We start from the raw sequence: 12,770 nt of genomic DNA, 5'->3' as shown, positions 1-12,770 counted from the left end.
TTTTTAGTTTTATTTATAAAAATAATTTACGGTATGTTCAAGTACTTATGAGTTTGTAAAGAAATACGCCATTTAGGGTTATTCATTACATAATCGATAATTAAAGGAGTCATTTTTTCTTTTTTACTCCACTCTGGTTGTAAAAAAAGATTACATTTTTCTCCAACTTTTTTAGCTTGTTCTTCAGCAAATTGAAAATCATTTTTATTATGAATGATCATTTTTAATTCATTTGCTTCTTCATATGAACGTTTTAAAGGTAGTTTGTTTTTCTTTGGAGACAAGCAAAACCAATCCCAAGTTCCAGAAAAATCATAAGCACCAGAAGTTTCAATATGTGTTTTAATACCTTTTTCTTGAAGCTGATTAGTTATATAGTCTAAACTCCACATTAAAGGTTCACCACCTGTAATAACAACAGTTTTTGCATACTTACTAGTATTTTCAACTATTGTATCTGTATGAGTAGGAGGGTGTAAATTAGCATCCCAACTTTCTTTAACGTCACACCAATGACAACCAACATCACAACCTCCAATACGAATAAAATAAGCTGCAGTACCTGTATGCGCCCCCTCTCCTTGAATGGTGTAAAACTCTTCCATTAGTGGAAGCATTTCACCTTTATCGATCAACTCTTGAATCTCTTTTTTCAACATAAGTGTGCAAAGATAGGCAACATTAAAAATTAATGAATGTTTTTTGTTATTTTTACGTGTTTTTTACGAATGAACTTCAAAAAAATATGAGTAAAACAGAAGAATTTTATAAGTATATAAATGACGGTTATAAGAGCAAAGGAGATTTTATCACCTTGGGAGCTGGAATGTTAGGAGAAGAAACAGTAACGAATGCATTGGTTAACATTCCTTTGAAAATGTTAAATCGCCATGGATTAATTGCTGGTGCTACAGGTACAGGAAAAACCAAAACATTGCAAGTTTTGGCTGAAAATATGTCAGAAAAAGGAATTCCTGTATTATTGATGGATGTAAAAGGAGATTTAAGTGGATTGGCTCAAGCTAGTCCTGGACATCCAAAAATAGATGAACGCCATGAAAAAATTGGTATTCCATTTGATGCACAAAAATTCCCAATTGAAATTTTAACAATTTCAGAGCAAAAAGGAGTTAAATTGCGTGCTACGATCTCTGAATTTGGCCCCGTTTTACTTTCTAGAATTTTAGACTTAACAGAAACTCAGTCTGGTATTGTTGCCATTATTTTTAAATATTGTGATGACAACCAGTTACCGTTATTAGATTTAAAAGACTTTAAAAAAATTCTTCAATATGTAACAAATGAAGGAAAAGAAGAGATTAAAGAAGAGTATGGTAGAATTTCAACAGCAAGTACTGGAGCAATTTTACGTAAAGTTATTGAAATAGAGCAGCAGGGTGGAGATTTGTTTTTCGGAGAAAAATCATTTGAAGTTGATGATTTAACTCGTATTGATGAAAATGGAAAAGGTGTAATTTCTGTATTGCGTTTAACAGATATTCAAGATAAGCCAAAACTATTTTCAACATTTATGTTACAGTTGTTGGCTGAGGTTTATGAAACATTTCCAGAGCAAGGAGATAGTGGTCAGCCTGAGTTAGTTATTTTTATAGATGAAGCTCATCTAGTATTTGATGAAGCTTCAAAGGCTTTATTAAGTCAAATTGAAAGTATTATAAAGTTAATTCGATCAAAAGGAATTGGATTATATTTTGTAACACAAAATCCAAAAGATGTTCCTGAAGATGTTTTAGCGCAGTTAGGTATGAAAATACAGCATGCTTTGCGTGCTTTTACAGCTAAAGATAGAAAAGCTATTAAATTAGCAGCAGAGAATTACCCAGATTCTGAATATTATGATACGAAAGAAGTGCTAACTCAATTAGGAATTGGTGAGGCCTTAGTATCTGTATTAAATGAAAAAGGGATTCCTACACCATTGGCTAGAACTATGTTACGAGCACCAATGAGCAGAATGGATATATTAACTGAAAAAGAAATTGATGAAGTTATAGATAGCTCTAAATTAATTTCTAAATACAATAAAACTGTAGATAGAGAAAGTGCTTATGAGTTATTAAATGAAAAAATTAAAAGAATAAATAAAGAAAAAACAGAAGAAGACGATTATAAGGAAAGAGAGAAAACAAGAAGAAAGTCATCTTCTAGAAGTAGAAGTACACGTATGAATCCTATTATTAAAGTACTAACAAGTGCAACGTTTATTAGGAGTGTATTTGGAATATTAAAAAAAGTAATGTAGAAATATAATTTCTTAAAAGGAAAAAACGTTATAATTAAAATAAATTACATGATAAAACTATATAAACCATTAGCTATAGCATTAATTTCTATTGTTTTTATACAATGTAGCAACAATAAATATGATATTGCTAAAGGAAAAGTAGGAAAGCTTACAGTTAAAACTACGATACAAGAAGTTGATAATCTTTTTGCTAAAGACTCTGTAGTAAAGATATTGAGTGAAGGAGCTAAAGGGAATAATTTCTTTCAAGATGATGATAAATACTTAGTTTATGAAAAAGGAGGGAAGCATTTACTTACTATTATTCCTAAAGAACAACTAGATTCAACATCAACAATAAAAAGTATTGAAATTTTTGATGACAGGTTTAAAACAAAAACAGGTTTAAATATTAACTCAACTTTTCAAGAAATAAATGCTAATAATAAAATTAGTAAAGTTGAATCGTCTTTTTCATCAGCAACCTTATTTATAGATGAACTTAACGCTACTGTTGCAATAGATAAAGAAGATTTAGGATTGAAAGAATTTAGTACACAAAAAGTAAGTATTGAACAAATTCCTGATTTAGCTAAAATTAAATCATTAACCATTTGGTTTAACTAAAAATTTAAAAAAGTCGAAACTTAGTTTCGACTTTTGTTTTTTTTATGAGTAAAAAATATACAATTCAAACAAGTCCTTTTGTAGTGCCAACTACAGATGGTAAATTAATAGAAGAGCACTTTGGGAATGCTACTGATAAAAACTCTGAAGTAAGCATTGCACATATGGTGGCACCAGCTGGTTGGAGTGAACCTTTTCAAACCCCAAAATTTGAAGAGTATACCTATGTGATTAAAGGGAAAAAACAATTTAATATTGATGGAGATATAGTTGTTCTTAAAGCTGGTCAATCTATAAAGATTGAGAAAAATGTTCGTGTTCAATATTCAAATCCTTTTGATAGTGAATGTGAGTACTTAGCTATTTGTTTACCTGCATTTTCTATGAATTTGGTTAATAGAGAAAAAGAGTAACATATTGTATATATATTACTCTTAATATTTTATAACTGTACCTTAAGACTAACGGCATAAAATGATTGCTCTTTAAAACCAATAGTGGGGTTTCCTCCGTTTGTATAATCTAAACCGATCTTAGCAGTCTTATTTCCATCATTATTTGAAAAAAAGATATAGTTAGCACTTATAAAAAAGAACTTGTGATTTTTTCTATTTAAACTACTTACATTTTCATAGAGGTTATATCGATATTGCCAATCAGCAGTGATGTCAAATAGTTTATTAAGTTTTTTATAAGATTTAAAAATACTTAAATATGGAGTTACTCTAAAATATGCTCTGTAAATACTTCCATTGTTAGAATCTTGATTGGTTGAGATCCTGTTTTCATTTTCTATTCCGAAATAAGGAGTGTAGTTAAACTGAATGGATTTTCCTATGTTTACAATATTATTTGGAATCCAAAAGTATTTAAGATTAGACTTTCTTTTAAATATTGTAGTGAAATAATAACTTCCTTGAAATGACGAAACATCATTAAAATTATCTTTGTTATATTTTATAGAAGAAATTAGAATAGGAGTCCAATTTTTCTTTTGTATATCGAAAATTAACCATTCAAGAGCTAATCCAGTTAACCAGTTATTTTGCTCTTCGTTAATAAGTGTATTTTTATGATACTCAAAATAAGAGGTTAAACTAATTGCTTTTATTGAATCTCGAGGAGTAAGATCAACACCAATAGCTGCATCTAAAAGCCATGAACTACTTTTACCTTTTGATTTAGTATAGGTTATAGTGGCAGGTTCTGCTGTTGAGTTTGTGCTTTGAAATGACTTTCTTAAAGAGATACGGTTGAAAATACTTTGGCTTTTTTTTTGTTTTTGTTGCCCTAAAATAATAGAACTATAGAACAAAAAAAAGACTACATTAATAATGTTAATAGTTTTCATAATTTAGATTTTATAAGTTGAATGCAGGTCGATACATTCGTTAAAATTTCACACTCTCTTACCGAAATTATAGCATTGGCATTAAGTTCATTTATAATTCGTTGAAAGTAGGTTTTTAATGATTTTTTATGATATATAGTAAGCCCCAAGTGATTCTTTAGATTTTGATCGACTTTTATTTCATCAATATCACAGTTACTTAAATCTGAAAGAGCTTCAAAAACTTTTCTTTTAATGAACTCATCTGTATCCTGTCTTTCTGTAACGAGTTTTACAAGGTTTTGTAACGTTTGATTGTTACTGTTGTTAATAACGGTTTTAAATTCTTTTAATTCTTGTGAATCAAATGATAGTAAAATTCTTTGTTTCATTTTTTTAATATTTAGTTATATAATCTTTTGGGTTAAAGCTATCTTTCTTTTTTAATGATTTTATAAGAACATCGGATTCTCTATGTCCATTCTGGTCAATTCTATTAGGTTTCATTATGGTTACTATCTTTAATAATTGTTTAGCTATTAGTGGGTAAAACAGGCCAGTTATAAAGAGTTTAGTGTTTTCTTCAATTTTTGGAATATTAATAAACTCGGATAAATAACTGGCTGTTAAACCAAAAAAGATAATTGATATGGTTGTGATAATCCAGTAGGATTTGGATGAAAATAATTTTACATTATTTCCTAATGACTTACTAAGGTTATACCAATGTAAAACCTCTTGTCCAACAGCTCCAAGAAAGCTAGGAAGTAATAATTTCAAGCTGATAAATAGCATAATAAATGAGTTTGATTAGATACTCAAAATTATGCTATAGTTAGATGTTGTAATATACCTATGAATAAGTAATTTAAAATTGATACTTTTTATCAATGGCGTATTTTATTAATTCATTTCCATTAGATAAATTTAGTTTACGGATCATATTTTTCCTATGTGTGTCTACAGTAGTTTTAGCAATAAATAGAACATCAGCTATTTCTTTTGAAGTTTTTCCGGTTGCAATTAGCTGTAAAATTTCTTTTTCTCTGTTAGAGAGTATCACTTTTTCTGTTTTACCTATAATTACATTTTTATCGATGTAATTGTTCATAAAATTAAAAGCTACATTAGGATCAAAAAAAGTTTCACCATTTGCAACGGCTACAATTGCTTTTAAAAGCATTTTAATACCAGAATTTTTTAATAAGTAACCGGTAGCACCAGCATCTAACATTTGTTTTATAGCTTTTGGCTGATCAAACATAGTCATGGCTAATACGCGTATATGAGGAAATTTAGATTTTATAATTTTAGTTGCTTCTATACCATCCATACGAGGCATTCTAATATCCGTGATTACTAATTTAGGTTGTTTTAAAGAAACTAGTTTTACTAAATCTTCGCCATTATTTACAGCGCCTATAATAGAAATTTCATCATCGTACTCAAAAAAAGATTTTACACCATCAATTAACATTTGATGGTCTTCTGCCATGGCTATAGTAATCATATTTCTTTATTTTATAGTTACCTATTTCTACTTCTAGTTATTGTTTGTGTTTTGTTTCTTTATTTTAAAGTTTTGGAGTCTTTGTTTTAGGTTTAATATCCCATCATTTTTTTGAGCGATTTCTTCTATTGTATTTTGTGTTTCATCAATTATTTCATCTAATTCAGTATCAACTGTTACTTGGTATTGATTTAGTTCTGAATACACACCTTTTAGTTTAGCTTCTGCTATTCGTAGTCGCTGCTTTATGTTTTTTGTTCTGTTAATTTTCTTTGGAGAGACAATTCTAAAAGCATATAAGGTATAGAGTAAGATTATTATAAAAAAACAGCTTATAATAATTATTATAGCTAAAATTGCAACAGCAATATCGTTTGTGTCTTTATCAAATTCTTCACCTGCATCATTAAAGTAGGCTTCTTTACAATGCTGATGTCCATCTATAGGAAAAAATGTAAAATTGATAATTTTTTTGAATAACGTCCATTTCAAAGGAACTTTTTTAGAAGGATAATATTCTTCTGTATAATATCCTATTCGAGAAGAAATAGTATTGTCAGGATTTCCTCCAGCAAGAACGTTACCAAGTTGATCTATTGATATGAAAAAATTAATAAAGAAGTTCATTTTTTTATTTTTGGGAGTTAACCAAAGATAATAAAACTAAACCCCTTTAGAAATACTTACAATTAGGTATTGTTTATAGGAATATCTATAATAATTGAAGTTCCTTTGTTTTTTGTAGAGTCAATTTCAAAGGTTCCGTTAAGGTGTTTAATACGAGTTTGAATAGATCCAATTCCCATGCCCTTATTTATAGCTATTTTATTATAATCAAAACCTTTCCCATTATCTTCCACAATAATATTTAAAGTATTTTCAAATTGAGAAATATTAATACTTGCATGTGTAGCTTTTGAGTGTTTTATAATATTAGTAGTCAATTCTTGTATAATTCTAAAAACGGTTATTTCTAAGCTATTTTCAAGGCGTTTGTTTAAACCATAATCAATAACATCAATACTTATCTTGTTTGCATCAGAAATTTTTTCAGCCATTATTTTAACAGCAACTAGTAATCCTTTATTGGCAATTACGCCAGAGTTTTTAGCATGAGCAATACTTCTTATTTTTAAATAGGTTTCATCAATTAGTTTTTCTGTTTTTTTGTATAACTTTTCTTGATTGAAGTGTTTCTTTTCTCGATTTAATTGTAGGTTCTCAAAATGAAGTTTTAAAGTAGCCAGCACACTACCGATATTATCATGTAAATCTTCAGCAATCCGTATTCGTTCTTTTTCTTGCCCTTCAATCATAGCATTAATGGTATTTAATTCTTGTTCTTTAAGTAAAGTAAGATTTTTTTGTTGTTCTAGTTGGTTTTGTTGTTCTGCTAATAAGCGTTTTCTACGAGAGTTTTTTAAAGTAAGAAAACCAATTATTCCGCCAAGTATTAAAAAAGCTAAAGCACCATAAAATAAATTTTTACCATGTTTTATTTGTTGCTCATTGATTAAGTTATCTTGCTTTAACTGTAAATTTTCCTTTTCTTTTTCTGTTACTTTGTACTTTTTATCTAGGTTAGCAATTGCTATGTTTTGTTGGCTTGTATTTAAACTATCTTTATATAAAATATAATTTTGTTGATATTTATATGCTCTTTGATAATTGCCTATTTGTTGGTAACAGTCAGCTAATTTTTGATAAATTATTTTTTGATATTTTACTTCATATTGAGAAAGTTTTAAGTTTTTAGTTTTTTCAAGAATTTCTATAGCTTTACGGTAGTTTTTTTGTTTTTGATATAAATTGATAAGGTTTATGTATATACCAATTAGTTTATCAGGGTTATTAACAGAAGTTGTATTTAAAGCTTTATTTAGAAAATAACTTGCAGAATCAGGCTTTTTAATAGAGTATAACAAACCAAGATTAGTATAAGTATTCTGAGCATAATCTTTTCTATTAATCTTAAAACATAACTTTAAAGATTCTTTATAATATTTTGCTGAAGTTATAGGGGAGTTTTGATTAAAAAAATAGGAAGCGAATCTGTTTTTTAAAGCAATAACCCATACGGTATCTGTTATTTTATATTGCTGGTTTTCTTTTAAGTATTGTAACGGGTCTTTATTTAGCTTTTTTTGAGATTTTACAATGTCATATAATTCTATATTACAAATAAAAACACTGTCAATTTTTTTTCTTGTTAAATATAATTCTTTTGACTTTAAAATATATTTATATGCTAAGTCAGCTTTATTGAGTTTAATAGATTTAATTCCTTCAGTAAAGTATATATAGGAAGAATCTTTTTTAATTTGATTAATAGAAAATACTGATATAGCAAAAAAAGCTATAACAGTATTTATGAAATATTTTAATAGATTTTTTGACATATAATTTATGGTCCAGCAACAATTACTCCTCCTCCAGCTTCTTCTGGCATCGCATATTCATCCTTGCTTGATGAAAATTTAATGTTTTCTGTTACTGATTTTTCTGTTAAAGGATAATTGTTAAGTATTGTGTTTCCACAACCCCATGAATGATCAGTTGTAAATTTTTTTTCTTAAATTTGAAAAATAGCGTACTTTATTATTATCAAAATCTGTTGGAAAATCATTAATTACATAAACCTTAAGTTTATCATCTTTATTTAGGTCAAGAATCTCACCAGATAGAGTAGGTTTCACTTCAGAAAAATAGATTCTCTTTTTTAACAATACTTTTCCTCCTGTATTATTACAAATCCTTTTTTTTGTTTGATCGGAAATGTGTACAATTATAGCTTTCTCTTTTTTGTTTGCTCCCAAAAAGTAAGTACTAATAATATCAAAATCAATATTTGGTACGGAAATGTGTAAGTTTATTAATTTATTCCTGAGATTAAAGTAACTATGTAACTTTCCTGCTTTTACTTCAAGAAAGTAAGTGTAGTTGTTTGCATTCATAATATAAGTTTTATTTACTTTCAAAGTTCAACTTTTTTGATATAAAAAAATTACCTACAAGTAAGTACTTTAAACTACCTAAATATAAGTAAAAATCTTATACAGTAATAATAGTAAGTATGATTCCTAGTAAAATAGCAGTGAATTTTTGTAAGTTAAATTTATGGTTTTCTGAACCCTCAAATAGGATAATAGTAGAAATGTGTAAAAATATACCAATGGTAAAAGCAGTAATTTCTGAGTGGTATTTTGTGAAAAAAGTAATTTTTTCTGAAATAAAAATACCTAACGGACTCATTAATGCAAACAAACCTAAAAAAAGAACCATTGTTTTTTTAGTGTATTTAGTTTTTATTAAAAAAGTAGTTAAAACAACAGCAATTGGTATTTTATGAATAAAAATAGCCCATAAAAGATTATGTTGATGACCTTCATGGTCATGAATAGGGAGTCCTTCTGAAAAGGCATGAATACACAAACTGATAAATAATAACCAAGGGAATTTTTCTTTATCAGAATGTATGTGAACATGACCATGTTCAGCCCCTTTGGAAAATGATTCTAATACAGATTGTATTAAGATACCTCCTAAAATAAGAATACCAATTAATTTAATGTTCGTATTTTGTGTATATACTTCAGGAAGTAGATGTAAAACTGTAACAGATAGTAAATAGGCACCACTAAAAGCAAGTAATAACCTTACAAAGGTGTTGCTAGGTTTTATAAATAAAACAATTAAAGAACCTAATAAAACAGAAAGTATTAATAAAATATAACTCATTCAGCAATTAGTATTAATCTGTCAGAAGTTTCTTTGTTAAAATCTTGTAAAGCATAATTACCAAAAACATGCTTAACTTTTAATCCAGCACTTTCAAAATAATGGTGCATTTTTTCTAAAGTTAAAAGTTTTACTTGTTCAGTATAGGTATGTTCCTCATTGTCTGCAAAAAATGAAATATGCTTTAAAATAAAACCATTTTTAATCTCTTTTTTTATATTAAATTTAATTCCGTCAATAGTTTTTGCTTCTTCAGGTATTAAATTAGCTTTTGCTTTTTCAACATTTAAAAAATCTACAACTAAAACACCATCTTTTTTTAGCCCGTTTTTGAAGTTCTGTAAAATTAAAATATCATCATTGTCATCTTCAAAATATCCAAAACTAGTAAATAAGTTAAAAATAGCGTCGTATTTATTCTCAATAGGTTTACGCATATCCCATACTTCAAACTCTAAAGAATCATTTTCAAATTCTTTAGCATGTTGAATACTATTAGTACTTAAATCACCACCGCTAACATTGTACCCTAAAGAATTTAGATAAACAGAATGCCTTCCCTTACCGCAAGGAACATCAGCAATTGAGCTGTTTTTCTTTAGTTTTAAGAAAGAAGTAATGTTACGCATAAAAAATTGCGCATCAGTATCATTTCTATGCTTATATAAAATATGATAGTAAGGTGTATCAAACCACGAAGTAAACCAATCTTTTTTTGTATCCATAATAATAAGAGTCAGCAAAAATAATGAAATCTTACGTTTTATAAGATGAAAGAATAAAAATTCATAAGTAGATAAATTAGCAGTACTTTTGTAACGAAATTTTACAGGTATACATGGAGAAAGATTTTAAAATGACAGCCATAACTATGGCAGGTTTAGAAGGTGTTTTAGCAGATGAACTTCGTAAACTAGGTGCTCAAGAAGTAAAAGAAGGAATAAGAAATGTTTCTTTTAGAGGAGATAAAGGGTTTATGTATAAAGCAAATATTGCTTTAAGAACAGCTATTAGGATTTTAAAACCTATAAAAAGGAGTAAAATTTTTGATGAAGAAGATTTATATGAAGCTATACAACGTATAAAATGGGAACGCTTTTTAGATGTAGAAGGAACCTTTGCTATTGGAGCTGTTGTAAATTCTAGAAATTTTACTACTAACTCACATTATATTAGCTTAAAATCGAAAGATGCTATTGCTGATTATTTCATGCATAAGTATAAAAAGCGCCCAAATGTAGACTTAAAATATCCAGATGTAAAAATTCATATCCATATTCATAAAGAATGGTTAACAATTTCATTAGATTCTTCTGGAGATTCTTTGCATAAAAGAGGGTATAGGAGTGCTACTAATATTGCCCCGATTAATGAAGTTTTAGCAGCTGGTTTAGTATTGTTATCTGGATATAAAGGTGAAGAGAATTTTATTGATCCTATGTGTGGTTCTGGAACTATTTTGATTGAAGCAGCAATGATTGCTAATCAAATACCTGCAAATATTAATCGTAAGCACTTTGCTTTTGAAAATTGGAAAGACTACGATGAAGATTTGTATTTTGTAATTCAAGATTCATTATTAAAGAAAATAAGAAGTTCACACTTTAAAATTATGGGCTTTGATAAGGCTCCGTCTGCTGTAAGAAAAGCTGAACAAAATATAATTAATGCTAACTTAGATGAATTTATAGGGGTGCATCATGTAAATTTCTTTAACTCTAAAAAAGAAGTGTTTGGTAAAACTACCATTTTATTTAATCCACCTTATGGAGAGCGATTAAATATTGATGTAGAAGAGTTTTATGGGAAGATAGGGGATACTTTAAAGCATAATTATGGTAATTCTACTGCTTGGTTAATAACCTCAGATATACAAGCATTAAAACATGTTGGTTTAAGAACGTCAAAACGAGTGCCTCTTAAAAATGCAGATTTAGATTGTCGTTTTGTAAAATACGAATTATACGAAGGAAGTAAAAAAGCAAAAAAGAATACCTCGTATGAAGAGGAATAATAACAAAAAAAAGCTGTTGTAAATTTACAACAGCTTTTTTTTGTTATTGTTACAGAATTTATTGTCTACTTTTCAATAAGTATTTACTGAAACTTTTTCCGTTTATATCGGTGTATTTAGAGTTTATATCATAGGAAACTTCCATATTTGTTATATCAAATTCTCCAGTAACTTTAGTGTATTTAAGGTTTAAATCTTCTTTAAATTTCACATTATTAAAAGAAACCCCATCATTAAATTCTGTATATTTAAAAGTTGCGGTTTCATTAAAAACAGAGTTTTCAAAACTTACAAATTCATTGAAATCAGAATATTTAAAGGTAGCTGGTTCATCAAAATAGGTGTTTTTGAATGAGATACCTCTGTCAAATTTAGCATACTTAAAAGTTGTATCACTATTAAATTTAGAGCCAGAGAAATCTGCATCTCTTTCAAAATCAGAGTATTTAAACATTGCCTTTTGCTCAAAATTACAATTCTTAAAAACAGTAATACTTTCAAAATTAGCGATGAATGTATAACCACTATCTTCATGAGGAATGTATGCTAGTACATCATCTTTGAAAGTACAGTTTTTAAAAACAATTTTATTACTAATTTGTTTTTCTATAGTATTTGAGCCTCCATTATTCCACCATTTACGTCTTTTAGGTAATTTAGGTAAAGCTTTATCCATAAAAGTAAAATCTAATTCACCTTTAATAATAGTGTTAGAGTATTCAATGGTCTTACCATTTTTTATATCTCTCATTATATCTGAAGCATTGACTGTTTTTTGACTAAAAATGAATGTAGTAGAAAATAAAACGGCTATGATTGTAAGTATATTTTTCATAAGTGTTGTTTTAATGTTTATATTTTAAAGACAGTGTCTTTTTTAAAACGTGACACATTATAAAAAAAAACAGTATTTAGTTGCCTAAATACTGTTATATAGATATGATTTTTTAAAAATCTTAGTTCACTGAGTCGCTTAAACCAGCACCTGCTTTAAACTTAACAACGTTTTTAGCAGCGATTTGAATTTCTTTACCAGTTTGAGGGTTTCTTCCTGTTCTAGCAGCTCTTTCAGATACAGACCAAGTTCCCCATCCAACTAAAGCAACTTTATTTCCTGATTTCAAAGATTTAGTTACGTTAGAAGTTAAAGAATCTAATGCAGCTTTAGCAGCAGCTTTTGAAATTCCTGCGTCAGCAGCCATAGCATCGATTAAATCTGATTTGTTCATAATTTAAATGGATTTTAAAAATTAATTAATGTTTTTTGCTTAATAAGCTCAACAAATATAGACGGAATGCGGTATTG

At 28.0% G+C, this 12,770-nt stretch carries 16 protein-coding genes; 4 read left to right on the top strand and 12 right to left on the bottom strand.

The genetic code is table 11. From position 1 onward, the window contains the following. Window positions 1–26 precede the first annotated feature (26 nt). A complete protein-coding gene (locus tag BLV71_RS17045) occupies window positions 27–659 on the bottom strand; it encodes a 7-carboxy-7-deazaguanine synthase QueE (protein ID WP_093871709.1) in 633 nt (210 codons plus the stop codon). Window positions 660–745: 86 nt separating this feature from the next. Here BLV71_RS17045 and BLV71_RS17040 point away from each other — a divergent pair, with 86 nt between their 5' ends. The 3 genes from BLV71_RS17040 to BLV71_RS17030 are packed head-to-tail and all read left to right on the top strand — an operon-like array spanning window position 746 to window position 3,285. Next, window positions 746–2,263: a helicase HerA-like domain-containing protein gene (locus BLV71_RS17040; protein WP_093871708.1), complete on the top strand. Its 1,518-nt coding sequence runs from the start codon at window positions 746–748 to the stop codon at window positions 2,261–2,263. A gap of 48 nt (window positions 2,264–2,311) precedes the next feature. Continuing rightward, on the top strand, window positions 2,312–2,872 hold the full coding sequence (locus tag BLV71_RS17035; RefSeq protein WP_093871707.1) for a hypothetical protein: 561 nt from the start codon (window positions 2,312–2,314) through the stop codon (window positions 2,870–2,872). Window positions 2,873–2,916: 44 nt separating this feature from the next. After that, entirely contained in the window at window positions 2,917–3,285 is a 369-nt protein-coding gene (locus BLV71_RS17030; protein ID WP_093871706.1) for a cupin domain-containing protein, read from the top strand. A 29-nt stretch (window positions 3,286–3,314) separates the two neighbouring features. Here the strand turns inward: BLV71_RS17030 and BLV71_RS17025 are convergent, their stop codons facing one another. The 9 genes from BLV71_RS17025 to BLV71_RS16985 all read right to left on the bottom strand — a co-directional run bounded on the left by BLV71_RS17025 (window position 3,315) and on the right by BLV71_RS16985 (window position 10,175). Then, the gene (locus BLV71_RS17025; RefSeq protein ID WP_093871705.1) at window positions 3,315–4,223 is read right to left on the bottom strand and encodes a hypothetical protein; all 909 of its coding nucleotides are present in this window, start codon (window positions 4,221–4,223) and stop codon (window positions 3,315–3,317) included. Further along, complete coding sequence (locus tag BLV71_RS17020) at window positions 4,220–4,594, bottom strand: hypothetical protein (RefSeq protein ID WP_093871704.1); 375 nt, start codon at window positions 4,592–4,594, stop codon at window positions 4,220–4,222. Before BLV71_RS17020 ends, BLV71_RS17025 begins: the two co-directional genes overlap by 4 nt. Before the next feature lie 4 nt (window positions 4,595–4,598). Continuing rightward, window positions 4,599–4,997, bottom strand: a complete 399-nt coding sequence (locus BLV71_RS17015) for a hypothetical protein (RefSeq protein WP_093871703.1) — start codon at window positions 4,995–4,997, stop codon at window positions 4,599–4,601. 73 nt (window positions 4,998–5,070) lie between these two features. Beyond that, window positions 5,071–5,712, bottom strand: a complete 642-nt coding sequence (locus BLV71_RS17010) for a response regulator (RefSeq protein ID WP_176974431.1) — start codon at window positions 5,710–5,712, stop codon at window positions 5,071–5,073. Window positions 5,713–5,745: 33 nt separating this feature from the next. Continuing rightward, entirely contained in the window at window positions 5,746–6,339 is a 594-nt protein-coding gene (locus BLV71_RS17005; protein ID WP_093871702.1) for a hypothetical protein, read from the bottom strand. Between the two features lie 62 nt (window positions 6,340–6,401). Then, window positions 6,402–8,111 (bottom strand): tetratricopeptide repeat-containing sensor histidine kinase, encoded by a 1,710-nt coding sequence (locus tag BLV71_RS17000; protein WP_093871701.1) that lies wholly within the window; start codon window positions 8,109–8,111, stop codon window positions 6,402–6,404. A gap of 153 nt (window positions 8,112–8,264) precedes the next feature. Continuing rightward, window positions 8,265–8,666 (bottom strand): hypothetical protein, encoded by a 402-nt coding sequence (locus tag BLV71_RS16995; RefSeq protein ID WP_093871700.1) that lies wholly within the window; start codon window positions 8,664–8,666, stop codon window positions 8,265–8,267. Between the two features lie 97 nt (window positions 8,667–8,763). After that, window positions 8,764–9,450, bottom strand: coding sequence for a ZIP family metal transporter (locus BLV71_RS16990; protein WP_093871699.1), 687 nt, complete (start codon window positions 9,448–9,450; stop codon window positions 8,764–8,766). After that, entirely contained in the window at window positions 9,447–10,175 is a 729-nt protein-coding gene (locus BLV71_RS16985) for a class I SAM-dependent methyltransferase (RefSeq protein ID WP_093871698.1), read from the bottom strand. Before BLV71_RS16985 ends, BLV71_RS16990 begins: the two co-directional genes overlap by 4 nt. 113 nt (window positions 10,176–10,288) lie before the next feature. Between BLV71_RS16985 and BLV71_RS16980 the strand changes: the two genes are divergently transcribed. Continuing rightward, window positions 10,289–11,464: a THUMP domain-containing class I SAM-dependent RNA methyltransferase gene (locus BLV71_RS16980; protein ID WP_093871697.1), complete on the top strand. Its 1,176-nt coding sequence runs from the start codon at window positions 10,289–10,291 to the stop codon at window positions 11,462–11,464. A 58-nt stretch (window positions 11,465–11,522) separates the two neighbouring features. Here BLV71_RS16980 and BLV71_RS16975 read toward each other — a convergent pair whose 3' ends face one another. Together BLV71_RS16975 and BLV71_RS16970 are read right to left on the bottom strand one after the other, a co-directional pair. Continuing rightward, window positions 11,523–12,299, bottom strand: coding sequence for a pentapeptide repeat-containing protein (locus BLV71_RS16975; RefSeq protein WP_093871696.1), 777 nt, complete (start codon window positions 12,297–12,299; stop codon window positions 11,523–11,525). A gap of 121 nt (window positions 12,300–12,420) precedes the next feature. Next, the gene (locus tag BLV71_RS16970; protein ID WP_093871695.1) at window positions 12,421–12,693 is read right to left on the bottom strand and encodes an HU family DNA-binding protein; all 273 of its coding nucleotides are present in this window, start codon (window positions 12,691–12,693) and stop codon (window positions 12,421–12,423) included. Window positions 12,694–12,770: the final 77 nt, after the last annotated feature.

It is taken from the genome of Tenacibaculum sp. MAR_2010_89 (assembly GCF_900105985.1).
GTDB classification, from domain to species: domain Bacteria; phylum Bacteroidota; class Bacteroidia; order Flavobacteriales; family Flavobacteriaceae; genus Polaribacter; species Polaribacter halocynthiae.
The sequence above is the reverse complement of the archived record's forward strand: the minus strand, read 5'-3'. Positions and strand labels throughout refer to the sequence as shown.

Bases quoted from the DNA above. Each gene is read 5' to 3' on its own strand.
- BLV71_RS17035 (WP_093871707.1), top strand. From the start codon at position 2,312: ATGATAAAACTATATAAACCATTAGCTATAGCATTAATTTCTATTGTT.
- BLV71_RS17020 (WP_093871704.1), bottom strand. From the start codon at position 4,594: ATGAAACAAAGAATTTTACTATCATTTGATTCACAAGAATTAAAAGAA.
- BLV71_RS16990 (WP_093871699.1), bottom strand. From the start codon at position 9,450: ATGAGTTATATTTTATTAATACTTTCTGTTTTATTAGGTTCTTTAATT.
- BLV71_RS16970 (WP_093871695.1), bottom strand. From the start codon at position 12,693: ATGAACAAATCAGATTTAATCGATGCTATGGCTGCTGACGCAGGAATT.
- BLV71_RS17045 (WP_093871709.1), bottom strand. From the start codon at position 659: ATGTTGAAAAAAGAGATTCAAGAGTTGATCGATAAAGGTGAAATGCTT.
- BLV71_RS17040 (WP_093871708.1), top strand. From the start codon at position 746: ATGAGTAAAACAGAAGAATTTTATAAGTATATAAATGACGGTTATAAG.
- BLV71_RS17000 (WP_093871701.1), bottom strand. From the start codon at position 8,111: ATGTCAAAAAATCTATTAAAATATTTCATAAATACTGTTATAGCTTTT.
- BLV71_RS17010 (WP_176974431.1), bottom strand. From the start codon at position 5,712: ATGATTACTATAGCCATGGCAGAAGACCATCAAATGTTAATTGATGGT.
- BLV71_RS16995 (WP_093871700.1), bottom strand. From the start codon at position 8,666: ATGAATGCAAACAACTACACTTACTTTCTTGAAGTAAAAGCAGGAAAG.
- BLV71_RS16975 (WP_093871696.1), bottom strand. From the start codon at position 12,299: ATGAAAAATATACTTACAATCATAGCCGTTTTATTTTCTACTACATTC.
- BLV71_RS17015 (WP_093871703.1), bottom strand. From the start codon at position 4,997: ATGCTATTTATCAGCTTGAAATTATTACTTCCTAGCTTTCTTGGAGCT.
- BLV71_RS16985 (WP_093871698.1), bottom strand. From the start codon at position 10,175: ATGGATACAAAAAAAGATTGGTTTACTTCGTGGTTTGATACACCTTAC.
- BLV71_RS17005 (WP_093871702.1), bottom strand. From the start codon at position 6,339: ATGAACTTCTTTATTAATTTTTTCATATCAATAGATCAACTTGGTAAC.
- BLV71_RS17025 (WP_093871705.1), bottom strand. From the start codon at position 4,223: ATGAAAACTATTAACATTATTAATGTAGTCTTTTTTTTGTTCTATAGT.
- BLV71_RS16980 (WP_093871697.1), top strand. From the start codon at position 10,289: ATGGAGAAAGATTTTAAAATGACAGCCATAACTATGGCAGGTTTAGAA.
- BLV71_RS17030 (WP_093871706.1), top strand. From the start codon at position 2,917: ATGAGTAAAAAATATACAATTCAAACAAGTCCTTTTGTAGTGCCAACT.